A 20,842-nucleotide genomic window follows, 5' to 3' on the forward strand; every position below is an offset into this window, starting at 1 on the left:
CACCTTGACGGATGCTTTGGAATGCGATAACAATCGACCCTCTTAATGTATTCATCACGCCCACGGTGCGTGGTCCGAGGTTTGCTTGGATGACTGGTGAAGCTAATGGACTGGAGCGAGCTTATCTGCCATAAAAACCAGAGTTTGATTTGCTAATGGACATGAGGGGTCCTATCTGCCATAAAAACCAGAGCTTGATTTGCTAACGGACATGAGGGTTCTTATTTGCCCAAAAACAACCCCAAAGATGCGTTCAAATGCCGAAAAAGGGCTGTGGTGTCCGTTAGTTCTTACAAGTTCTCGATTTCGTTGAAATAACCTCTCCCTGGTCCGTTAGGATGATGTCATACTCCCCAACAGTGTCACACTCCCCAACAGTGTCATACCTCTCAACAGTATTACACTGATGCTGTGGCTGCTGTGGGAGGAGAGGGATTCAATGCTTAGGTAGAGGCTATAATCAAACCGGCTAGATAGGGCTCTGCAAAACCCGAAGACTCTAAATTCTTCTTCAATACGCCTGTCCTGATCTTCTTCTGAATCGATTGGTCCCAGCGTTGTTTCTGCTTCTAGACAACTTTACAAAGTCATTTGCGTCTGTGAGCCGGACAATATGGACCGTACTGTAAACCATCCCCTAATCCAGCCAGGAGTTCACCGCCAGTTCCATAAGAATAGCCGTGTGGTTCCTTGTCCAAAATGGATAATAGGTTGTGTTGACCCTGAGAGCCGAATGGATGAAAGCCTTGTAATGAGCATCCACATGCGAGGGATACACACACATTCCTTATGGAATCGGGGTGTTCATTCATGGTACAGACCACATGTCGTTATGGGGCTGTGATGCTGATCGTTCTTCTGCTTGTCGCTGGTGTTCGTACAGGTATGTTCTTTGAGGTGGACATATATCTGATCGGAACAGGTTTGGGTATGTTCCTGCTGCTTATGGCGGGAGTACGGATGTTCGGAACACGCCGGAGGGTGGCGGCAGTTCATCGTGTCATGATGCCGGATACTCTGCTGTTTGATAGAGGTCTGCCCGTTATCCTTGGGTGTATATGCGGCATCCTGTTGCTTTATGGATTTCATGGAATCAGAGGGCCGCTGTCGCTGGAGGGTACGATGAAGGAGATCGTTCTGTGGGGAGGTTATGGAGCCTTTGCAGCTGCTGCATGGAGCGTGTGCCGTACAGCAGAGGGTCTGAAGGCAATGCGGATGGGCTGGCATCTGCTGGGGGCGATTTTGTGCGGCAGTGCGCTGCTTGCCGTGTACGGGCTCCTGGAGCTGCCGTATGGGATTCATTATACGGCGGATGCGGCGATCAGCGCGACGGGCGCGAGGCTTGGCGGACTGCTTCAGTACCCGAACACGTTCGGGGCCGTGATGGCCGCCTTCCTGCTGGAGCGGCTGTTCGCGCTGCCGTCCGTCCCATGGACTCGGACGAGCACGCTCCACGCAGCGGCGGCCTTGCTGCCGCTGCTGCCCTACACCGCCGCGCTCCTCCTGACGGAGTCGCGCGGCGCCTGGCTCGCGGCCGCACTCGCGTGCGCGGCCGGCTTCGCCAAGGAGCGGCGTGCCTTCGCGCCGCTCCTTGTGGCTGCCGCCGCGCCTCTGGCAAGCGCGGCGCTGCTGTACCGCCAGCTGGCTGCTGCCCAGCTGGCTCCAGCGGTGCTGCCCGGCCTGCTGTGGCTGGCCGGGCTCTGGGCCGGCGGCGTCCTCGCCGGCCTGCTGCTGTGCCGCTGGCGGCACAGCGCGGGGCCCCGGCGGCGATATGCCGCGTCCGGGGCATCGGTGGCGGCGGCGCTGCTCGTCGCCGCCGCAGGCGTGCTGATCCTGCTGCAGGTGCAGGATCGGGCACTTGGCGGCGCGGCAACGCTTAGCGCGCGCCGCCTCATGTACAGCGACGCGTGGCAGCTGGCCCGGTCGTCGCTGTGGCTGGGACGGGGAGGGGAGACGTGGCGCCAATCGTACCTTGCCATTCAGTCCCAGCCTTATGTCGGAGCCGAGGTCCACAGCGGATATATTGATATTTTGCTGGACACAGGTTTCATCGGATTGGGACTCGTCCTTATTCTGCTGATCTTTGTTCTGACCAAGCTCATGCAGGCAAACCCCCGAGCCATGCCCCCGGCCATCGTGCTGATCGCGCATGCGGCAGTCGATTTTGACTGGAGTTTTGGACTGGTATGGCTAATGCTGCTGTGGATCGCAGCGATCGGGTTGGCTGAAGGCATCTCCGGCCAGGAGCCCCGGCATGGACATACTGCAGCGCAAAGGCGCTGGCAATTCAAGCTGGCGGTACCACTACTAGCGGTCGTCCGGGAAGGAAAACAGGCCCATCCGGCTTGGAGGCTGCTCAGTCTGACAGCCATCCTGATGCTGCTGGGCTGGACAGTTCTCGCAGCTTCCTTGGGCAACAGCGAAGTCAACCGCCGTGCTGCTGCATCGGCTTCAGACGGAGGGCAGATCGCGCTGCTCCAATCCGCATTAAAGTGGAATCCTGCCAACACGAGTGCAGCAATGAGCTTGTCCGATCGGCTGCAGCCCAATCAGCGAATCCCGCTGCTGAAGAGGAGTATGGTCTATGCACCCGAACACCCGGGGCTTAGCTGGAGGCTGGCAGAAGCGTATTCCCTTCGAGGCGAATCAAAGGCAGCGGCGGCTTGGTATGACAGGAGCCTAACCCTGGACCGCTTCAATGCAGTTAAGCAAACCCGAGCCGTGCTGAAGCTGGCCTCCCTCGCGGACTGGCACCATACGGCAGGAGAGCAGGCCGAATCGATCCAAGCAGCTCGGTCTGCTCTGGCCATCCTGCAGCGCTATCGTTCTCTTGCCGGAGGACTTCATGACATCACCCAACTTCGAAATGATCGGGAGTTTTATCTGACCATGCTTGCGAACCGACAAGCGAAGCGTCTGGAGAACAGGCTCGGTCTAGGACATAAACGCTTAAGTTCTCCAGGCCACCGATTGTGAAATCATGAGTCGAAGGATGCCGCTTCCTTGTTACGCTTAGGGTTTCATGGCAACTGAAGGCAGCAGGGGCTACCCGCCAAAAGCATCCCGGAACGCGGAAGCCAACTGGCGTTCCGGGACCTCCCATAACTCTGCCAGCTCACTGCATACCTCTTTTTCCCACCACTCGCACAGCAGCTTTTTGTTGCTATGGTTATCGTGGATCCAGATCAGGTTGCCAATCACTTTCCGGTAATACAATTCTTCTCCTTGCTTCAGGCTTTCCGGGGGAATGTACAGCTTGAGGCGTTTGGTCGTTCGGTATAATTCTTTGCTGCAGGCCCGCCTGATACCGCGGGGGGAGGGGGGCTTGCTGCCGGGTTGTTTGGCATGGGGAGAATGCATACGTGACTCACTCCTTTGCTTCACCATATGTCCTGAAACGGGCGGAAGTCACTGTGCCGCCTATAAATGGGCGCAGTAGAAGGCATGTCCCGGGCTGTGTTAGAATAGGCTAGTATAAGAAATCAACGCAGTAGGGAAGCGGGGGACGGGCGTGGAATTCTTTTACGAGGCTGTCGGTCAATTGTTTGCATGGATCCAGCAACTGGGTTATTTCGGCATCATGCTCGGCTTGATGGTAGAGGTCATCCCGAGTGAGATCGTATTGGCATATGGGGGATATCTGGTTTCCTTGGGCGAGGTTCATTTTCTGGGGGCCATGCTCTTCGGTACCATTGGCGGCGTATTGGCACAGTTGTTTATTTATTGGATCGGCCGTTACGGCGGAAGACCCTTCTTGGAGAAGTACGGGAAGTACATATTGATTAAGAAGAAGCATATTGATTACGCCGAGGAGTGGTTTGGCAAGTACGGCACGGGCGTTATTTTTACGGCCCGGTTTGTGCCTGTTGTCAGACACGCTATATCGATTCCGGCCGGCATATCCAAGATGAATGTAGGCCGGTTTACGCTTCTGACCACATTAGCCGTAATTCCGTGGACGGCATTATTTTTATACCTTGGCTTGCTTCTGGGAGACCAGTGGGAGCACATCGATGAGAAGGCAGGGCCATACGTGCAGGAAATTCTGCTGGGGGCACTGGCCGTCATGATTCTTTATTTTTTGATAAAATGGATAAAATCAGCGAAGGCGAGGTCGTAACGAATGAGTATGAATATGGCAAATCATTTGGGAACAGGCATATCTCCTCAGCAGTTTATGGATGGCATGCAGAAGAATCAGGACACCTTCAAGGCAGGGTATGAACAGTTTGCCTGGGAGAATGAAGAGGACAAGGAATTTTTCGAGAGTCTGAATTTCCGCGATGACCTGCGGGTCCTTATTCTGGCAGCGGATTGGTGCGGTGATGTTGCGCGTAATATTCCTGTGGTGTTCCGTGCGATGGAGACGGCGGGAATCGAGACCGAAGTGCTTATTATGGAAGAAAACCTGGATGTGATGGATGAGTTTCTAACCATGGGTGGGCGCTCGGTGCCGGTTGTTATTATTTCCGATACCGGTGGTCATGTTCTCGGCACATGGGGACCGCGTCCGGCACACGTACAGAAGTTCATGATTCAGTTCAAGCAGGACAACCCGGATCGTGAAGCACCGGATTATCAGGATAACCTTGCCGCAGCACGTCAGAGCATCATTCAAGCCTATGGAGAAGGGTACGAGGTTCACGCTGCTATTATTAAGGAATTGCGCGAACTGATCTCGGGATTCTAATCATGACACTTCATATTGAAACCTTCAATTTAGGACCGCTTCAGACAAACGCCTACCTGCTGACAGGCCCCGTGGAAGGCAAAGCGGTTATTATCGACCCGGGGATGAACCCGGGTCCCTTGCTTAAGCGGATTGCCGATTTGGAGATTGAAGCCATCCTGCTGACGCATGCACATTTCGACCATATGGGCGGCGTCGAGGAAATCCGCAAGCTAAAGGGCTGTCCCGTCTATCTGCATTCCATTGAGAGCGATTGGCTGACCAATCCGAAGCTTAACGGCTCATTGATGTGGCCGCAGGTGAGTGCGCCGTTGTCAACCGAACCGGCGGAGTTTGATTTGGCGGACGGACTGGAGCTGCAGTTGGTTGGACATACGTTCAAGGTCTATCATACGCCGGGTCATTCCCCGGGTTCCGTCAGTTTTCGGAGTGGAAACGATCTCTTCTCGGGCGATGTGCTGTTCCGTTTAGGTGTGGGACGCACGGATCTTCCGGGCGGCCGTGAGCGCGATTTAGTGGACTCCATTCAAAATACGCTGTATACATTCCCTGATGAGGTCGTTGTTTACCCTGGACATGGACCAAGGACAACCATTGGCTATGAAAAGCAGCGGAACCCCTACGTCTCCGCGAGTCGGTGAGGATAACATCCGACAAAAACCGGGAATATTTGTCTGGACAAGTTAAGACAAGATTGATACAATACGGTTAATTAAATGTTACCCATTGCGAAGCACGCAGACTGTGGAATTTATCCCGGTTTGCGTTCTTTTATTTTATGGGGAGTTTTGGCATGGACGTGATTAGGGGGAAGCGCCTTTGAGGAAGGATCATCTATCGCTGTTGAACGGGAATGTTACAAGAAGCGACGAAGTTGATCGACAACCCGATTCGAAGCGGCCAGCTCAGACGGAAATAACTTCGGTTGTCTGGGACCGGCTCGTGAAGGACGAGGGAATAGCGCAGCAGCCATGGTTTCATCGGCTGCAATGTATAAGATTTAATGAATGACATTGGAATGCAAACCTGACACCCTCATCATGAAGTTTTAATTTTAATCTAATCGCGAAGGCAGCCGGAACATGGTCGGCTGCTATTTTTTTGTGCGTTTTACAGACTTCCTGACGAATTTAAGTCTCATTATAATGGGACCTATATAAATTACATCATTTGGTACAGGATAAAGGCATGAACCATTTGAACGATTGGATCGGGTTCGTCGTATTACGTATGCAAGACGAAAGAAGGTGATGAGTTCATCATGCTCCCTGATGAAGAGGATTTGATACGGCAAGCGCAGCGGGGAGATGCTGCGGCGATGGCCCAACTATTCAAGCAGCATTACTCCTTTCTCTATAAATATTTGCTTAAAGTGACAATGGATCCGATGATCGCGGAGGATACGGCACAGGACACCATCGTTCGATGCATGGAGAATATGGCCCGATATAACGGAACTTCGTCCTTCTCCTCATGGATGATCACGATTGCTACGCGGCTGTTTATCGATCACGCCCGGCGTAAGAAACGGGAGAAGAAATGGCTGGAGCAGGAGGGGGTTCAAGCGGCAAGGCGGATGCGCTGGCAGATGGAGCGGCGGGGTGAAGAATGGACGGATATGCTGGACGGATTATCCCGTTTATCCGAGGATCACCGGATCGCGATATTGCTGAAGCATTATTACGGCTACAGCTATGATCAAATCGGAAGCATGCTGGGCATACCCGAGGGTACAGCGAAATCACGGACAGCATACGGCATTAAACAGCTGCGAAAGGAGATGGGTGACGATGGCCAAAGTACCTGAGAATGAAGACGATTTATGGATTGAAGGATTGAACACGGAGATGAAGCGGGTAGATCAATTGTTTGACGATGTGCCGTCACCTTCCATGGAAGGACTGCAAATGCTGGCCGTTCATACGCTGGAGCGTCAGCGGCGACGGATGAGATATGAATTCATGCTCTTTCTCTTGGTTGCATCTTTTATCGTGGGAGGGGGATTGCTGGCCGCCCTGGCAGCGCCGCTTATTCTTCTGTTCATTCACGGGATCGGAATGATTGCGGGCATTGCCACTCTTCTATTTTCCAAAAGACTGAGATCTGCCGGAAAGAAGGGGACTCCATGAATGAAATGAATGAGTCCTCGATTTGGATCATTATTGCAGCCGTTGTACTTGTGCTGGTACAAGGGACATGGCTGTTCTTGGATGCGAGGAAGCGGGGGCTTGGCAAAATGGCTTGGTTTTGGGGGATATGGGGCTCGACCACATCGCCGACACCGCTGATATTTTACTGGATATTCGTTATCCGCAAGAACCGCCGCAAGCCTTAAGTTCTTTCATTATATAGAAAAGAGGAGGATGATTATGGAGATTAATTGGGGATTGATTTGGCCGATCCTTGCACTGCAAGCGATTCTCGCTGTAACAGGTCTTGTCTCACTGTTCAAGGCAGAACCGGCGAACATACGAGGACCGAGATGGATGTGGGTGCTCATTATACTGCTCGGCAACATTCTGGGCAGCATTGCTTATTTTGCCGCGGGGAGGAGGGAGACATGACGGAGAAACTTCTGAGTATTCATGAACTTACCAAAAGCATTGGAAGCATCACGCCGGTCAAAGGCATATCGTTTGATCTGAAGCGTGGAGGCTGCACGGCACTGCTGGGCCCGAACGGCGCAGGCAAAACAACGACCCTGCGCATGCTGGCAGGATTGATTCCCCCAACACGGGGAGAGATCAAGCATGGGTCAGCGGATAAGCAAACAAACGACTGGCGACATCGAATTGGCTACTTGCCGCAATACCCGAAGTTCTACAGCTGGATGAGCGGTAAGGAATACTTGTCTTTCAGCGCCAAGCTGTCGGGATTGTCCGGACAAAAAGCGCTCCAGCGGAGTCAGGAAGTGATCGAGATGGTTGGACTCCAGCAAGCATCCAAACGGCGTATTTCCGGTTATTCCGGCGGGATGAAGCAGCGGCTTGGCATTGCTCAAGCGCTTGTGCACGAGCCGGAGCTGATTATGCTGGACGAGCCGGTATCTGCACTCGATCCGATCGGGCGCCGCGAGGTCATGGATTTGCTGAACCGTCTGCGAGGAGAAGTGACGATTCTGTTCTCCACCCATGTGCTTCATGATGCGGAAGAGATTTGTGATGACATGGTGCTGATGGTTGACGGAGAAATTGCAGAGAAGGGTGCGCTGAGCGAGCTCCGCAGCAAATACCGGCAGCCGGTCCTCTCCATTGAGGTAGAACCGGGAGAGCGTGAACTTGCATGGCTCCACGGTCTCTCCAAGCGATCCTTTGTCCAAGAGGCAGAGGTTGGCAAACACAGAGCGAAGCTGACGGTAACGGATATGGGGGCAGCGCGTGCAGCGTTAATCAAGGAGCTTGCGGATAACGGGATCGAACTCCTCCGTTTTGAAGCAGGTACTTCCTCGCTGGAGGATATGTTTATGAAGGTGGTGGGCCCATGAAGCCGTTCTGGATTTATTATCAAAAGGAGATGCTCGAAGCCAGCCGTACTTACAAATGGATCTGGGTTCCTGCGGTTTTTCTGCTTCTTGGCATTATGCAGCCGGTATCTACTTATTATTTGCCGGAAATTTTAACTATGTCGGGGGAGGTTCCTCCGGAAGCGGCGGCATTGTTCACGATTCCGTCCGCTGATAGTGTCATGGCATCAACGTTAAGCCAGTTTAGTACCATCGGACTGCTGGTGCTTGTACTGGCCGGGATGAACACCGTAGCAGGGGAGCGGGCAACCGGTACGGCTGAGCTTGTACTCACCCGAACGGTATCCACGCTGCCGATGATGGGCGCGAAATGGGCAGCCATGATGACTTTAATGTTGGTTTCCTTCGCGCTTGGGCTTGCCGGTGCAGCGTATTATACGTATCAGCTCATTGGTCCCTTGGAATGGGGGGCCGTGGCGAGCGGCGGATTGCTGTATGCTGTATGGCTTGCCTGGATCGTAACGCTAGTTCTTCCGCTTGGTGCGGTCCTTCGAGGTCCTGCCGCAGCGTTCATTAGCTTGGGAACGGCGGCTGCTCTCTCGCTGTTGTCCGGCTTGCTGCCTTCCCGTTTTCAGTGGAGTCCGGGCCGGTTAAGCAGTATGGCTGCAGAGTGGATGCTGGGTGCGGGAGCCGGTGCTTGGGCACCTGTCATCGCTGCTTTGCTTATCATGCTGCTGTCCATTATCGCTGCTGCAGGGCTGCTCAGAAGAAGTCCGTTATCTCCGCAATCCTAGTTTCTATGGGAGATTCAGGTTTATTCTGAATCGCATGGACATCTCTATCTTTTTTTAGTAGACTATGAAGATAAGAAAAGCGTCTATCGACGTAGTTTCTCGAAAGACAGCCCGCTGTAGCGGAAGTTTTTCTTGTGAGACAAGGAGGATAAACCTCTGAAGTTTATTATTTCTTATCTCTAAAAAAAGGATGGACAACTCAGGAGGTAGACGATGCTGCGTTTAGGGGAAAAGATTACAATCGTCGCGGACGCCTTTGAGCAGAATCTTCCAGTTGGTCAATACGGTTATATAATCGCTTATGACCGAAATCCGGACAATGCGTTCGATTACGTCATTCGGATTCCGAGCCTCAACCGTAATTTTTTTGTTCCGGCAGATGATGTAGAGCTGGAATCGATCGTGTTGAAACAGGAAGCCGAGCGGGTCGAGCGGGAAGCGCTCATCGATTTCGCCCTGTCGACATATAATGAGAAGCTGTTTCGTCAAGTGATGAACGGCGAGTTAGAAGAAAGTGTTGAAGAGGAAGAAGAAACCAAGGAAGCAATGTCCCAGGCGGATTTCATCAAACAAGTGAATCTGCGTGCCTGGATTTAGAAGAGTCGGCTGAGGCCGGCTCTTTTTTGAAGTGATCAGACGTATCCTAGGAAGCAGAAAGCTTCAGCCGATTGGATTGAATCTTCCATGCTTCTACAATATAATGAGAAAAGTTATCGAGACAGACTTTACCCCTTTAATAGGACAGGGGCATGAAGGAGGACGCACAGCCATGAGCATTACCGATAAGGATGTTCAGCATGTAGCGAAGCTGGCCCGTTTGAATTTGACGCCTGAGGAAGAACAGATGTTTACCGGCCAACTGAATGCGATTTTACAATATGCCGAGAAATTGAACGAACTGGATACAGAGGGTGTTGAGCCGACAACGCATGTGCTGCACCTCAGCAATGTCATGAGAGATGACGAAGTGCGCGAGAGCTTGCCTATCGAGAAAGTGCTGCTTAATGCACCGGATGAGGAAGACGACCAAATCAAAGTACCTGCTGTATTGGAATAGCCTGAAGGGAGGATACACACTTGAGCCTGTTTGATTACAAGTTAACGGAGATACATAATAAGCTCCAGAACAAAGAGCTTTCGGTCACCGATTTGGTTGACCAAGCCTTCACCCGCATTTCGGAAACGGAGGATCGGGTGAAAGCATTTATTACGCTGGATGAAGAAGGTGCGCGTTCATCTGCCAAGGTTTTGGATGATAAGCTGGCTGCAGGAGACACGCGTGGACTGTTGTTCGGTCTTCCTGTCGGAATTAAGGATAACATCGTAACGGAAGGACTTCGCACAACATGCGCAAGTCAGTTTCTGTCTAATTTTACGCCAGTATACAATGCGACGGTTGTCGGTAAATTGCGTGCAGCAGATACCGTAACAATCGGGAAGCTGAATATGGATGAATTCGCAATGGGGGGCTCGAACGAGAACTCCAGCTTCTACCCCGTACGCAACCCATGGAATCTGGATCGGGTTCCAGGCGGATCAAGCGGAGGCTCGGCAGCAGCCGTTGCTGCGGGCGAGGCATATTTTGCGCTGGGATCGGATACAGGTGGATCAATTCGTCAACCCGCTTCCTATTGCGGTGTCGTTGGATTGAAGCCAACCTATGGACTGGTGTCCCGGTTTGGCCTCGTTGCCTTTGCCTCTTCGCTGGATCAGATCGGACCCCTGACTAAAAATGTCGAAGACTCCGCTTATGTCCTGCAAGCTATCGCAGGTTATGACCAGATGGATTCAACATCTGCCAAAGTGGACGTGCCGGACTATCTTAGTGCTCTTTCGGGTGACATTGCGGGACTGCGTATCGCTGTGCCTAAGGAATACTTGGGCGAGGGCGTTGACGCGGAGGTGAAGGAGACCGTCCTGAACGCACTGAAGGCGCTTGAAGCGCTGGGAGCGACTTGGGATGAAGTTTCCCTGCCGCATACGGATTATGCGGTTGCTACGTATTATTTGCTTGCTTCTTCGGAGGCTTCCTCGAACCTGGCCCGCTTCGACGGCGTACGCTACGGCGTTCGTTCGGACAATGCAGGTAGCCTGATCGATCTGTATCATGAGTCCCGCAGCCAAGGCTTTGGTGATGAAGTGAAACGACGCATCATGCTGGGCACCTATGCCCTCAGCTCGGGTTATTACGATGCCTACTATTTGAAGGCACAGAAAGCTCGTACCCTGATTAAGCAGGATTTTGATAAAGTATTTGAACAATATGACGTCATCATCGGACCAACGGCTCCTACGACAGCTTTCAAGCTGGGGACTCAGGTGGATGATCCGCTGACGATGTATTTGAATGATATCCTGACGATTCCTGTCAGCTTGGCGGGTGTGCCGGCCGTGAGTGTTCCATGCGGATTCGCAGACGGACTTCCTGTAGGCATGCAAATTATCGGCAAAGCCTTTGATGAGTCGACCGTGCTGCGCGTAGCGCATGCTTATGAGCAAAATACAGAACATCATAAACGGCGCCCTGAACTGTAAACCGGCGGCAGAGAAGGAGGGAAACAATAGATGTCTACATCGAAATATGAAACGGTTATCGGATTGGAAGTGCACGTAGAGCTGCATACGAATTCCAAAATATTTTGCGGTTGCTCCACGGCATTCGGAGCACCGCCGAACACACATACATGTCCCATTTGCCTTGGCCATCCCGGCGTACTGCCTGTATTAAACCGCCAGGCGGTGGAATATGCGATGAAAGCAGCCATGGCGCTGAATTGCACCATCGGCGATGTCAGCAAATTTGATCGCAAGAACTACTTCTACCCGGATTCGCCCAAAGCGTATCAAATTTCTCAATACGATCAGCCGATCGGTTTAAACGGCTGGATTGACATTGAGGTAGACGGGAAGACGAAGCGGATTGGCATTACCCGGCTTCATCTGGAAGAAGATGCGGGTAAGCTAACTCATGTTGACGGCGGATATGCCTCGCTGGTTGACTTTAACCGGGTAGGAACACCGCTTGTTGAGATCGTATCCGAGCCTGAGATCTCAACGCCTGAGGAAGCCAAAGCTTATCTGGAGAAGATGCGTGCGATTATGCAATATTGTGATGTCTCGGACGTGAAGATGGAAGAGGGCTCGCTTCGCTGTGACGCCAATATCAGTCTTCGTCCATGGGGACAGAAGGAACTGGGAACCAAGGCGGAACTGAAGAACATGAACTCCTTCCGCGGCGTACAGCGCGGCTTGGAATATGAGCAGTTCCGGCAGGCTGAAACGCTGGATGAAGGCGGTGTAATCGTTCAGGAAACCCGCCGCTGGGATGAAGCGCAGGCCAAAACCTTCTCGATGCGCGGCAAGGAACAGGCGCATGACTATCGCTATTTCCCGGACCCGGATCTGGTAACGGTGCATATTAGCGAAGAATGGAAGGAGTCGGTTCGTGCAACGATTCCGGAGCTTCCGGATGCTCGTAAGGCACGTTATGCTTCGGAATATGGTTTGCCGGACTATGATGCTGCGGTGATCACGTCGTCCAAGCTGCTGGCAGACTTTTTTGAGGACAGCTTAAACTATACCAAGGATGCTAAATCCGTATCCAACTGGATCATGGGTGATTTGCTGGGTTACTTGAACTCGGGCAATCTGGAGCTGTCTGATGTGAAGATCTCGGGTCAAGGCTTAGGCGAGATGATCGGATTGATCGAGAAGGGCACCATCAGCAGCAAAATCGCCAAAACCGTCTTCAAAGAGATGCTGGAGAGCGGCAAGCTGCCTGCTGTAATCGTGGAGGAGAAGGGACTCGTCCAAATCAGCGATGAAGGTGCCATCAAGAGCATTGTCGAGCAGGTTGTCGCGAACAATCCGCAATCCGTTGAGGATTATAAGGCAGGTAAACAGAAAGCGATCGGCTTCCTGGTTGGGCAAGTAATGAAAGAGAGCAAGGGTAAAGCCAATCCTGCTCTGGCGAATAAACTGCTGGTTGAGGTACTGAACGGATAATTAGCCACAACAGCAGATAACCATTACCCTCGAATTATTTCTCAAGAAGCGGAGCTTGTCCTGTTTAGGGGCAAGTTCCTTTTTACAATGAAATTAGATAGGGGATGAAATGTATGATTAACGAGTTATCTTTAGAAGATAGGGATACCGTCCAACAAATATGGGGGTTGCAGCACATGGCGTACCCGCTGGAAGCTGAGCTCATCGGTTTTACGGATATTCCGCCGCTGCTGGACACCTTTGATACCATTCGTACGAGTGGAGAGACCTTTTTTGGGTATATAAATGATGAAGGGGAGCTGATCGGCGCGATTGCCGTGGAAGCCGAGGAGGCGCAGGTCACCATATCGCGGATGATGGTTCATCCGGGGCATTTTCGTAAAGGTATCGCCGGGACTTTGATACGCCATGTATTAGAGACGTACCATAAGGCGCCGATGTTCACGGTCTCGACGGGAACGCGCAACACGCCTGCGGTTACCTTGTATGAGAAGTTCGGGTTTGTAAAAGATCATGTTTTTGAAGTTGCTCCTGGAGTCGAGTTGACCGAATTCCATCTTCGCATACAATGATCATATAACATAAGCAACAAGAAGCAGACGTGAGGGGAGTATCGTTCTTTTGAATAATCCTTGGGTAATAGATAATGGATCTATATTATTAAGGCTGTTGCTTGCTATGCTGCTTGGCGGCTTGATCGGATTTGAGCGTGAGCGTTCCAATCATGCAGCGGGTCTGCGTACACATATATTGGTTTGCTTGGGTTCTGCACTGATTATGCTTTTATCCATCTACGGATTTTCGGATTTCGTAGACGAGATTAATGTCCGGATTGACCCTGCGCGTTTGGCTACAGCCGTTATTACGGGAATCGGGTTCTTAGGCGCAGGCACCATTCTGTTCACGGGTAAATCCATTACCGGTTTAACCACCGCTGCTTCCATTTGGGTTGTTGGCGCTGTAGGATTGGCCGTCGGAGCCGGGTTTTACTTTGCCTCGATTGTGTCGACAATCCTTATCCTTCTGAATCTGGTGGTCTTTAATAAACTGGAGCAGCGATATATACGCGGTAGCAAGCTGCATCTGATTACCATCCATTCAGCGAATACACCGAATATTTTGGAGGAAATCTCGGCGGTTCTGGAGGAACAGGAATGCGTGATTAGGAAGTTGGTTGTTAACGAACGAAGCAATACTGTTTATGGAGAGCTGCAGCCTGCGGTATTGGGGCTCGAAATCACAATGCAAGTATTAACAGATCGTAAATTCGAGCCGATGACGATAACCCGGCAATTGCGGGGAATCGGCCAGGTGACAATGGTAACAGCCGAGTAGGATGTACAACGAAGAAACGGCAACTGCTGATCATCGGCAGTGCCGTTTTTTTATAGGCTTGTCAGCAGTCAGCGGCTGGCTCATCCAGTTTTTTGCCAGTTACTTCGGCCTCTCGTTGGGGTACTATCAAAGAAAAACATCGTTAAACAACGCCAGTTCTCCCTGATGTTTGAGAAGGAGGAGAGAGGGTCATGAACACGACACCTGAACCGCAAACCGCGATAAGCAAGAAGAAACGAGAACGTATCCGCATGAAGCGTCATTCAGGCCTGCAGAGAAGAAGGCGTAAATTATATGCGCTTTTGTTAGCCGCTCTCATTCCGGGCTTGGGGCATCTGTATCTGGGTGTGTATCGTAAGGGAATTACGTTTATTATGTTATTGCTGCTGGATATCTCGGCGCTTTTATACTTTTCTTCCATCGGCATGCAGATCAATGTACCGCTGCTTATTGTACTGGGGCTGCTGATTCCGATTGGCTATTTCTATAATGTGTACGATGTGCTGCAAGCAGCTGAATATATGATCTCGCGGAGACGGCGTGGCGAGGCAGCTGCTGTTTCTTCTGATGAGGGAAGAGGGCCGAATAATCCGTTCCGAGGTGAACGGGGAATCCCTTTTGGCTTGATGCTGGTTGCTATAGGGATCCTGCTCATTCTGTTTCATCAGAAGCCTCCCTGGCTTCAGGTGGTCATCCGTGATTATGGAGCGGAGTTCTCTGCTGTCGTATTAATCATCCTCGGAATATGGGCGGCGGTTCGAGAAGTTCTCCGGCACCGTAAAGGTAAAGGCAAGGGCAAATCCCTGTAGCGTATCTTTGCAGGGCACAAAACACGATAGCTGCCAATACTGACGAGGGGAGGAGACGGATGAAACATAAAATCAGAGTAGGTCGATTTACAGCTGCCATACTGCTTGTCTGTTCAGGGGTGTTATTGCTGCTGGATGAACGCGGGGGCACCGATTATATATTTTTGATCCAGCGGTGGTGGCCGCTGCTATTCATATTGCTCGGAGTTGAATATTTAGTCCGGTACACCGTGACACGTGTTCTGGGCAGACGTAAGGAATTTCGGTTCCGGCCGGATATCAAGGGCGTTCTGCTTGCCGCAGCCATTACGGCATCCGTGTTCGTTATCTCTCAGCAGGAGCATTTTCTCCATCTCTGGAATCGGGTGAGCCTGAATTTGACGGCAGCGGGAGTCGATTACAGCGAAGCTGAGGGTACCCAGTTTCAGAAGCCGGTGCTGGATATTCCGGTAGAACTGGACACCGAGAAAATCATCGTGGATCACTTAAACGGCGATATCACCATCGTGCGGCAGAATGTGGATGAGATCAGGGTCGAAGCGGAAGTTTGGGTCGACCACGAACCTTCCGGTCTGGCCGAAGCGATAGCGGAACAATCCACGATTGAAGTGGGAGAAGGCAAGACGATAACGATTCGATCGAAGGGGAAGGCTTATGGACAATCGGGTAAGCGTCAGCCCCGGATGAATCTCCATATCGCGGTACCGGATGATCGTCGATTTAATTTTGAGATACGGACGATGAACGGAGCGATCACCTTAAACGGCGTTGAAGCTATAGAGAATATTTCGCTGGAGAGCGGCAACGGACCTATTACGATGGATCGTGTTTACGGGAATGTTACCGGTAAAACATTAAATGGCGACATGACGGCACGCGGCGTCCTGGGGAATATCAAAATGTCCACTAACCGAGGCAATATGATGGCCGTAGACATCACAGGCGAAACAGATATGACCACTCAGGTGGGGAATATGACCGTCAAGCGAACGACGGAGGAAATCCGGGTCCAGACGAGGAATGGCAATATTCTGATCAGTGGTGCAGAGTCGCAATTAAGCGCGGAATCCCTCAATGGCGGCGTTGCTATACGCTCACCTCATGTGGGAGGCGATTGGAACGTGTACAGTGCGGTTGGCGAGATGAATCTTCATATTCCGCTTGAAGGGGATTACAAGCTGGAAGGGACCATCAGTTACGGTAGAATCCTTACGACGCTTCCCAATCTTCTGATCGATCAAAAAACGATATCCGGTGAATCGGGCACATCCGAACACTCCATTCGGATTGAAGGCAACAGTAATTTGAATATCTATCGGAGCTATCCGGAGCAGGAGGAAAGCCGCAGTAACGGGGGCTTGACGCCTCTGCCGGATTGACAAGAATCAAAGAAACGCCTTACAATAAAGGTTAAGAGCGGTATAGGTTTTGTAAAAACCAGTTAAACTTGAAGGCGGTGGGCAACCATGGGAACGTCCGTACAGCATGCGCTGGAACAACTGAAAACGACCGGTGTCCGTATCACGCCGCAACGTCATGCGATTTTAACGTATTTGGTTGAATCTATGGGTCATCCGACAGCGGATGATATTTATCGGGCTCTGGAACCTAATTTTCCTAGTATGAGCGTAGCCACTGTATATAACAATTTAAAAATGTTTATTGAGGCTGGCATGGTGCGTGAACTGACTTATGGAGATAATTCCAGTCGTTTTGATGCAAATGTATCCGATCATCATCATGTAATATGCCAGAGTTGCGGAAAAATTGAAGATTTCAGCTATCCGTCCCTTGAAGATGTTGGAGTACAGGCTGAGAAATGCACCGGGTTTGAAGTGAAGGGATTAAGGATGGAGCTGTATGGGCTCTGCAAGTCCTGCAAATAGACTTCGGTTACTTATAAATGAACGTGCGGAATCAACCATTCCACACGTTTTTATTTTTAAGGGCGTTTTCTCACAAGGGGATATATAGAGGGCGAGAATGAAATGGGGGAGTAGTTTGGCAAGAAGAAGATATCGTGGAAAGAGGCGGCGTACCAGGAGAAGCTCTTTTTATCTGGGCTTGATGTTGATAGCGGCAGGAGTCTGGTGGGTGGTCACCACCCTTTTTCCGAACCAGACTTATACGGTGCCGGACTGGCGAGGAATGGACAAGCCGATTTTTGTCCAGGGTGAACTGCAGGAGTATCCTGCCCGGGAAAGCGGAGAAGAAATGATGCTGCCCATAACGGTTATTCAGGAGAGCGTTGATGCCAATATTCGTTATGAGGAAGAGACCAAATCGATTATCATGACAACCTCGGAATCGGTTCTCCGTATGAAGATCGACAGCACCAAGGGGGATCTGAATGGTAAAACGGTTACCGTCCCTTATGCTCCTGAGCTCGTTGACGGTATGGCTTACGTGCCCCTTAAGCCGCTCGAGCAGCATTACGGGATAGCCGTTCAAGAGAACTCGTTAACAGGTGCAATTATCTTGATGCGTGCAGGTGATTCGATTCAGCTTGCGGAGGCAACACCGGGTAAACCTGAGGACACGGTGGCTCTGCGCGAGAGCGGGGAGAAGAAGTCACCGATTGTACTGGACATGCCTGCCGGTGAGCGGCTCCGGGTATGGCGCGAAGAAGAGGAATGGTTATTTGTTCAAGCCGATAACGGCTACACCGGATATGTTCTTAAAGACCAGACTAAACTCGGTAACGTTAAAGATATTCCGGTCCTTGCAGAGACTCTTTCGCGGGTTGAGCTGGAGTGGAAGGACAAATCGGTCAATCTGGTGTGGGAGGCTGTCTATTCCAAAAACCCAAGCACGGATAAGATCGGGGAATTACCTGGTGTCAATGTGGTGAGCCCCACCTGGTTCAGCATCGTGGATGCCGAGGGTACGGTCAAATCTAAAGCCGTGAAGCAGTATGTGAGCTGGGCGCATAACAGGAATATGGAAGTTTGGGCCCTAATGGACAACAGTTTTGATCCGGACCTGACAACGGAGGCGCTGTCTACTTATGAGAGAAGATCTCATATTATCAAGCAAATGCTGACCTATGCCAAGCAATACAAGCTGGACGGAATCAATATCGATTTTGAAAATGTCTACACCAAAGATAAAGAACATGTGGTTCAATTTGTGAGAGAAATGAAGCCGCTGGCTAAAGCCAGAGGATTGATTGTTTCCATTGATGTTACTCCGAAATCGAATAGCGAGATGTGGTCGCTCTTTCTCGACCGCAAACGGCTTGGCGAGACGGTTGATTATATGATGGTGATGGCCTATGATGAGCACTGGGCTTCCAGTCCAAAAGCGGGATCGGTATCCTCGCTGCCATGGGCCGAGCAATCGGTAAGACGAATCATGGAAGAGGACGGTGTGCCTTCATCCAAGCTGGTATTGGGTGTTCCCTTATATACCAGGGTATGGACGGAGACCAGCGAAGAGGGAGAAGCGAAGGTGTCCTCCAAAGCGATTGGGATGGAGAAGCTCCAGACTTTGCTTAAGGAGCAGAAGGTTAAAGGGGCGCTGGATGCCAGCACGGGTCAGAACTATGTTCAATTCACGGAGGGAGAGGCCATCAAGAAAATATGGATGGAGGACGATACATCTCTGCAGTCCCGTGTGAATATGGCCAAGAAACTGGAGCTTGGCGGTATTGCCTCTTGGAATCGAAGTTTTGCCATCCCGGGAACCTGGCAGGTTCTGAAGACGATACATGATTAGAAGATCGCGCGAACTTATATATCCTTTATCCAGATAAATGAAGAAGACCCGGCTATCCTCGAGGATACCGGGTCTTCTTTAGTGTTTATTCATGTTACTGAATGCCAATCCTAATGATATGCAGAAGTTTAGGATGACTCTTAGGATTTGGTCTGCTGGGCTTCAAGCTCTTCTGCTGTAATGTTCGCCTGGCTTGGATCCAGTGTCAAAATCGTGTGGCAGAACATGCAGCGGTCTGTTTTACCCAGCATTTTCGTCAATTTATTGCACTCCGGACATTGAATTTGAACGGCGCTTGTGGACAGCATGCCAGCCCAGAAGTAAATGCCGAGACTGCCCAACATCATAATCAGGCCAAATACCAATCCGATTCCGGCAAATATTTTGCCTGCTTGTCCAAAGAATACAATACCGGCTGTACCAAGCACCATGAGGCCCATACCGAGCATTGTTAACAGCAGCCCCCATGTGCGGAAGGCGTTGATTTTTGCGTTCTTAAAGATCATGGCTCGAAAACTCCTGTCAATTCAAGTACTTGCTTATGAAAGAACGTGAAACGAGAAATGGATATTGAATTCAGCCTGCAGATTGTCCTCTTCGAAGTTCTTATCTCCTAAAAGAAGGAACTTACATGGACATGTAGAATTACATTATAACTGAAATGGCTGAAATTCGCCAAGGAATGTATGGAGGGAAACGTGGAATTAACCAACTTTTCTTTTTACTATGGAAATACGGTTGATGAGGAAGCTGTTGGGGCGATAGCATACCGTAATTCGGATAAAACGCTGCAGGGCTCACTTGTTCATGACTTTGAGGTCAATATCGTTGTCGTGTATGACGGAACGCCTGATGAGCCTCCCATCCAGCATTCAATTGTAGGCGGGGAACGCTGCCAGGTGCTGAGCATCGGACTGGACGGATTGCATCGTGAGCTCTTGAGTGGTACGCACAAAGTATTGATCAAATGCCTTCTTGAGGGAGATATCATAAAGGATAATCAAGAGCGTCTATCCATTCTTCGCCGTGATTTTCTAAGGTTTGCTGAGCCGTTTCGTGAGCAGAAGCTGTTTATTGGATTTGCGCACTTTTTGCAAAAGTACGTGGACGCCAAGATGCAATTGAAGGAAGATCGGGTACTGGATGCTTACCATACATTATTAGAAGGTCTCCATCATTGGGCGGAACTGGAGCTGATCGAACGGGGAATTCATCCGGAATCAGCCGTCTGGGAGCAGATTACAGGATTGAATACGCCCGTTCGCAAATTGTATGAGGAGCTTACAGTCAGCACGGAGACGCTAGGACAACGGGTTGAGCTTGCCCTGCTGGCCTATGAATTCTCCATGATATCGAAATTGGAGAGTTCTTCAGCACTTCTGCTCCGAGTGCTAAGAAGTCGGCGGAATCCATGGACGATTCAGGAGCTGATTCTGCATCCGGAATTGGCACCTGTATGCAAGGAGCTGCCGATCGTCATGCGAAAACTGGTGTATCGTTCCCTTGTGAAAGAAGTTCCGGTATGGAAAGAATCCAGATCGTATGGATCTGAAGCTATCCGTTACTACACTGATTTATGAAGAAGGACGTGAGTCCTTCCTTTTTTTTGCGTAATTATTTTGAGGGGTGATTATGAAATCACTTATATCGGGAAACAGTATTTAACGAGAATGGCCTCGGATGTAAAGTGAAAATAACGCAGTAATGTGTCACTTTATCTGTTAGGAGAAGTCGAAAAATAAATTGTTGAATAATGTTGACGAGCCGCCTGTTTCTGTGATAAATTATAACTCGCCCCTTTCGAAAGGGACTTTGATAATTCGGTTAAGAAAATGTCGAATTAAAAAGTTTTTAAAAAAAGTTCTTGACGAAACGACGGGCACCATGATATATTATAAAGGTCGCCGCTGAAAATGAGTTTTCGGCGAAAGACAAAGAAGTTGATCTTTGAAAACTGAACAACGAGTGAGTAAAACGGACCACTTCGGTGGAACGTTGAAATAGAGAATTGAACAAATTCTCGTCAGTT

At 50.6% G+C, this 20,842-nt stretch carries 24 protein-coding genes; 22 read left to right on the forward strand and 2 right to left on the reverse strand.

Features of this window, described 5'->3' with window-relative positions; translation table 11 throughout:
- The first annotated feature begins 810 nt into the window (after nucleotides 1–810).
- On the forward strand, nucleotides 811–2,976 hold the full coding sequence (locus M2277_RS30320) for a tetratricopeptide repeat protein (protein ID WP_280756307.1): 2,166 nt from the start codon (nucleotides 811–813) through the stop codon (nucleotides 2,974–2,976).
- 69 nt (nucleotides 2,977–3,045) lie between these two features.
- Here M2277_RS30320 and M2277_RS30325 read toward each other — a convergent pair whose 3' ends face one another.
- A complete protein-coding gene (locus M2277_RS30325; RefSeq protein WP_063477771.1) occupies nucleotides 3,046–3,360 on the reverse strand; it encodes a hypothetical protein in 315 nt (104 codons plus the stop codon).
- Between the two features lie 151 nt (nucleotides 3,361–3,511).
- On the opposite strand from M2277_RS30325, the gene uptA reads away from it, so the two are divergent.
- From uptA to M2277_RS30425, 20 genes are all read left to right on the forward strand, one after another.
- Complete coding sequence (gene uptA / locus M2277_RS30330) at nucleotides 3,512–4,120, forward strand: undecaprenyl phosphate transporter UptA (RefSeq protein WP_006212682.1); 609 nt, start codon at nucleotides 3,512–3,514, stop codon at nucleotides 4,118–4,120.
- A 3-nt stretch (nucleotides 4,121–4,123) separates the two neighbouring features.
- Complete coding sequence (locus M2277_RS30335) at nucleotides 4,124–4,690, forward strand: thioredoxin family protein (RefSeq protein ID WP_006212681.1); 567 nt, start codon at nucleotides 4,124–4,126, stop codon at nucleotides 4,688–4,690.
- Nucleotides 4,691–4,692: 2 nt separating this feature from the next.
- Nucleotides 4,693–5,331: an MBL fold metallo-hydrolase gene (locus M2277_RS30340; RefSeq protein WP_036643471.1), complete on the forward strand. Its 639-nt coding sequence runs from the start codon at nucleotides 4,693–4,695 to the stop codon at nucleotides 5,329–5,331.
- 178 nt (nucleotides 5,332–5,509) lie between these two features.
- Complete coding sequence (locus M2277_RS30345; protein ID WP_280756308.1) at nucleotides 5,510–5,701, forward strand: hypothetical protein; 192 nt, start codon at nucleotides 5,510–5,512, stop codon at nucleotides 5,699–5,701.
- Nucleotides 5,702–5,951: 250 nt separating this feature from the next.
- On the forward strand, nucleotides 5,952–6,497 hold the full coding sequence (sigY, locus tag M2277_RS30350; RefSeq protein ID WP_006212678.1) for an RNA polymerase sigma factor SigY: 546 nt from the start codon (nucleotides 5,952–5,954) through the stop codon (nucleotides 6,495–6,497).
- Nucleotides 6,481–6,819, forward strand: coding sequence for a YxlC family protein (locus tag M2277_RS30355; RefSeq protein ID WP_006212677.1), 339 nt, complete (start codon nucleotides 6,481–6,483; stop codon nucleotides 6,817–6,819). The genes sigY and M2277_RS30355 overlap by 17 nt, the downstream gene beginning before the upstream one ends.
- Nucleotides 6,816–7,025 carry a hypothetical protein gene (locus tag M2277_RS30360; protein WP_006212676.1) on the forward strand — a complete coding sequence of 70 codons (210 nt, stop codon included), beginning with the start codon at nucleotides 6,816–6,818 and terminating at the stop codon, nucleotides 7,023–7,025. The genes M2277_RS30355 and M2277_RS30360 overlap by 4 nt, the downstream gene beginning before the upstream one ends.
- A 34-nt stretch (nucleotides 7,026–7,059) precedes the next feature.
- Complete coding sequence (locus M2277_RS30365; protein WP_006212675.1) at nucleotides 7,060–7,254, forward strand: PLDc N-terminal domain-containing protein; 195 nt, start codon at nucleotides 7,060–7,062, stop codon at nucleotides 7,252–7,254.
- Nucleotides 7,251–8,174, forward strand: coding sequence for an ABC transporter ATP-binding protein (locus M2277_RS30370; protein WP_036643468.1), 924 nt, complete (start codon nucleotides 7,251–7,253; stop codon nucleotides 8,172–8,174). Before M2277_RS30365 ends, M2277_RS30370 begins: the two co-directional genes overlap by 4 nt.
- A complete protein-coding gene (locus M2277_RS30375; protein WP_280756309.1) occupies nucleotides 8,171–8,947 on the forward strand; it encodes an ABC transporter permease in 777 nt (258 codons plus the stop codon). The genes M2277_RS30370 and M2277_RS30375 overlap by 4 nt, the downstream gene beginning before the upstream one ends.
- A 213-nt stretch (nucleotides 8,948–9,160) precedes the next feature.
- Nucleotides 9,161–9,544 (forward strand): hypothetical protein, encoded by a 384-nt coding sequence (locus M2277_RS30380; RefSeq protein WP_006212673.1) that lies wholly within the window; start codon nucleotides 9,161–9,163, stop codon nucleotides 9,542–9,544.
- 172 nt (nucleotides 9,545–9,716) lie between these two features.
- Nucleotides 9,717–10,004, forward strand: coding sequence for an Asp-tRNA(Asn)/Glu-tRNA(Gln) amidotransferase subunit GatC (gatC, locus tag M2277_RS30385; protein WP_006212672.1), 288 nt, complete (start codon nucleotides 9,717–9,719; stop codon nucleotides 10,002–10,004).
- Nucleotides 10,005–10,024: 20 nt separating this feature from the next.
- Complete coding sequence (gene gatA, locus M2277_RS30390) at nucleotides 10,025–11,482, forward strand: Asp-tRNA(Asn)/Glu-tRNA(Gln) amidotransferase subunit GatA (protein ID WP_280756310.1); 1,458 nt, start codon at nucleotides 10,025–10,027, stop codon at nucleotides 11,480–11,482.
- A 30-nt stretch (nucleotides 11,483–11,512) separates the two neighbouring features.
- On the forward strand, nucleotides 11,513–12,952 hold the full coding sequence (gatB, locus tag M2277_RS30395) for an Asp-tRNA(Asn)/Glu-tRNA(Gln) amidotransferase subunit GatB (RefSeq protein ID WP_036643465.1): 1,440 nt from the start codon (nucleotides 11,513–11,515) through the stop codon (nucleotides 12,950–12,952).
- A 113-nt stretch (nucleotides 12,953–13,065) separates the two neighbouring features.
- Nucleotides 13,066–13,524 carry a GNAT family N-acetyltransferase gene (locus M2277_RS30400; protein ID WP_040681054.1) on the forward strand — a complete coding sequence of 153 codons (459 nt, stop codon included), beginning with the start codon at nucleotides 13,066–13,068 and terminating at the stop codon, nucleotides 13,522–13,524.
- Between the two features lie 49 nt (nucleotides 13,525–13,573).
- Nucleotides 13,574–14,287 carry an MgtC/SapB family protein gene (locus M2277_RS30405; RefSeq protein ID WP_006212668.1) on the forward strand — a complete coding sequence of 238 codons (714 nt, stop codon included), beginning with the start codon at nucleotides 13,574–13,576 and terminating at the stop codon, nucleotides 14,285–14,287.
- Between the two features lie 191 nt (nucleotides 14,288–14,478).
- Nucleotides 14,479–15,096 (forward strand): hypothetical protein, encoded by a 618-nt coding sequence (locus M2277_RS30410; protein WP_006212667.1) that lies wholly within the window; start codon nucleotides 14,479–14,481, stop codon nucleotides 15,094–15,096.
- A gap of 59 nt (nucleotides 15,097–15,155) precedes the next feature.
- Nucleotides 15,156–16,475 carry a DUF4097 family beta strand repeat-containing protein gene (locus M2277_RS30415; protein WP_006212666.1) on the forward strand — a complete coding sequence of 440 codons (1,320 nt, stop codon included), beginning with the start codon at nucleotides 15,156–15,158 and terminating at the stop codon, nucleotides 16,473–16,475.
- An 87-nt stretch (nucleotides 16,476–16,562) separates the two neighbouring features.
- Nucleotides 16,563–16,982 (forward strand): peroxide-responsive transcriptional repressor PerR, encoded by a 420-nt coding sequence (gene perR / locus M2277_RS30420; protein WP_006212665.1) that lies wholly within the window; start codon nucleotides 16,563–16,565, stop codon nucleotides 16,980–16,982.
- A gap of 97 nt (nucleotides 16,983–17,079) precedes the next feature.
- A complete protein-coding gene (locus M2277_RS30425) occupies nucleotides 17,080–18,813 on the forward strand; it encodes a glycosyl hydrolase family 18 protein (protein ID WP_481857803.1) in 1,734 nt (577 codons plus the stop codon).
- Between the two features lie 140 nt (nucleotides 18,814–18,953).
- Here the strand turns inward: M2277_RS30425 and M2277_RS30430 are convergent, their stop codons facing one another.
- The gene (locus tag M2277_RS30430; protein ID WP_006212663.1) at nucleotides 18,954–19,319 is read right to left on the reverse strand and encodes a YgzB family protein; all 366 of its coding nucleotides are present in this window, start codon (nucleotides 19,317–19,319) and stop codon (nucleotides 18,954–18,956) included.
- A 192-nt stretch (nucleotides 19,320–19,511) separates the two neighbouring features.
- On the opposite strand from M2277_RS30430, the gene M2277_RS30435 reads away from it, so the two are divergent.
- Nucleotides 19,512–20,393, forward strand: a complete 882-nt coding sequence (locus M2277_RS30435) for a nucleotidyltransferase-like protein (RefSeq protein WP_036643460.1) — start codon at nucleotides 19,512–19,514, stop codon at nucleotides 20,391–20,393.
- Nucleotides 20,394–20,842 lie beyond the last annotated feature (449 nt).

It is taken from the genome of Paenibacillus sp. LBL, from assembly GCF_029893715.1.
GTDB lineage: Bacteria > Bacillota > Bacilli > Paenibacillales > Paenibacillaceae > Paenibacillus_AQ > Paenibacillus_AQ glucanolyticus.

Coding starts and splice junctions, on each gene's coding strand:
- M2277_RS30320 (WP_280756307.1), top strand. CDS start 811: ATGGTACAGACCACATGTCGTTATGGGGCTGTGATGCTGATCGTTCTT.
- M2277_RS30325 (WP_063477771.1), bottom strand. CDS start 3,360: ATGCATTCTCCCCATGCCAAACAACCCGGCAGCAAGCCCCCCTCCCCC.
- M2277_RS30335 (WP_006212681.1), top strand. CDS start 4,124: ATGAGTATGAATATGGCAAATCATTTGGGAACAGGCATATCTCCTCAG.
- M2277_RS30340 (WP_036643471.1), top strand. CDS start 4,693: ATGACACTTCATATTGAAACCTTCAATTTAGGACCGCTTCAGACAAAC.
- sigY (WP_006212678.1), top strand. CDS start 5,952: ATGCTCCCTGATGAAGAGGATTTGATACGGCAAGCGCAGCGGGGAGAT.
- M2277_RS30355 (WP_006212677.1), top strand. CDS start 6,481: ATGGCCAAAGTACCTGAGAATGAAGACGATTTATGGATTGAAGGATTG.
- M2277_RS30360 (WP_006212676.1), top strand. CDS start 6,816: ATGAATGAAATGAATGAGTCCTCGATTTGGATCATTATTGCAGCCGTT.
- M2277_RS30365 (WP_006212675.1), top strand. CDS start 7,060: ATGGAGATTAATTGGGGATTGATTTGGCCGATCCTTGCACTGCAAGCG.
- M2277_RS30370 (WP_036643468.1), top strand. CDS start 7,251: ATGACGGAGAAACTTCTGAGTATTCATGAACTTACCAAAAGCATTGGA.
- M2277_RS30375 (WP_280756309.1), top strand. CDS start 8,171: ATGAAGCCGTTCTGGATTTATTATCAAAAGGAGATGCTCGAAGCCAGC.
- M2277_RS30380 (WP_006212673.1), top strand. CDS start 9,161: ATGCTGCGTTTAGGGGAAAAGATTACAATCGTCGCGGACGCCTTTGAG.
- gatC (WP_006212672.1), top strand. CDS start 9,717: ATGAGCATTACCGATAAGGATGTTCAGCATGTAGCGAAGCTGGCCCGT.
- gatB (WP_036643465.1), top strand. CDS start 11,513: ATGTCTACATCGAAATATGAAACGGTTATCGGATTGGAAGTGCACGTA.
- M2277_RS30400 (WP_040681054.1), top strand. CDS start 13,066: ATGATTAACGAGTTATCTTTAGAAGATAGGGATACCGTCCAACAAATA.
- M2277_RS30410 (WP_006212667.1), top strand. CDS start 14,479: ATGAACACGACACCTGAACCGCAAACCGCGATAAGCAAGAAGAAACGA.
- M2277_RS30415 (WP_006212666.1), top strand. CDS start 15,156: ATGAAACATAAAATCAGAGTAGGTCGATTTACAGCTGCCATACTGCTT.
- perR (WP_006212665.1), top strand. CDS start 16,563: ATGGGAACGTCCGTACAGCATGCGCTGGAACAACTGAAAACGACCGGT.
- M2277_RS30425 (WP_481857803.1), top strand. CDS start 17,080: ATGAAATGGGGGAGTAGTTTGGCAAGAAGAAGATATCGTGGAAAGAGG.
- M2277_RS30430 (WP_006212663.1), bottom strand. CDS start 19,319: ATGATCTTTAAGAACGCAAAAATCAACGCCTTCCGCACATGGGGGCTG.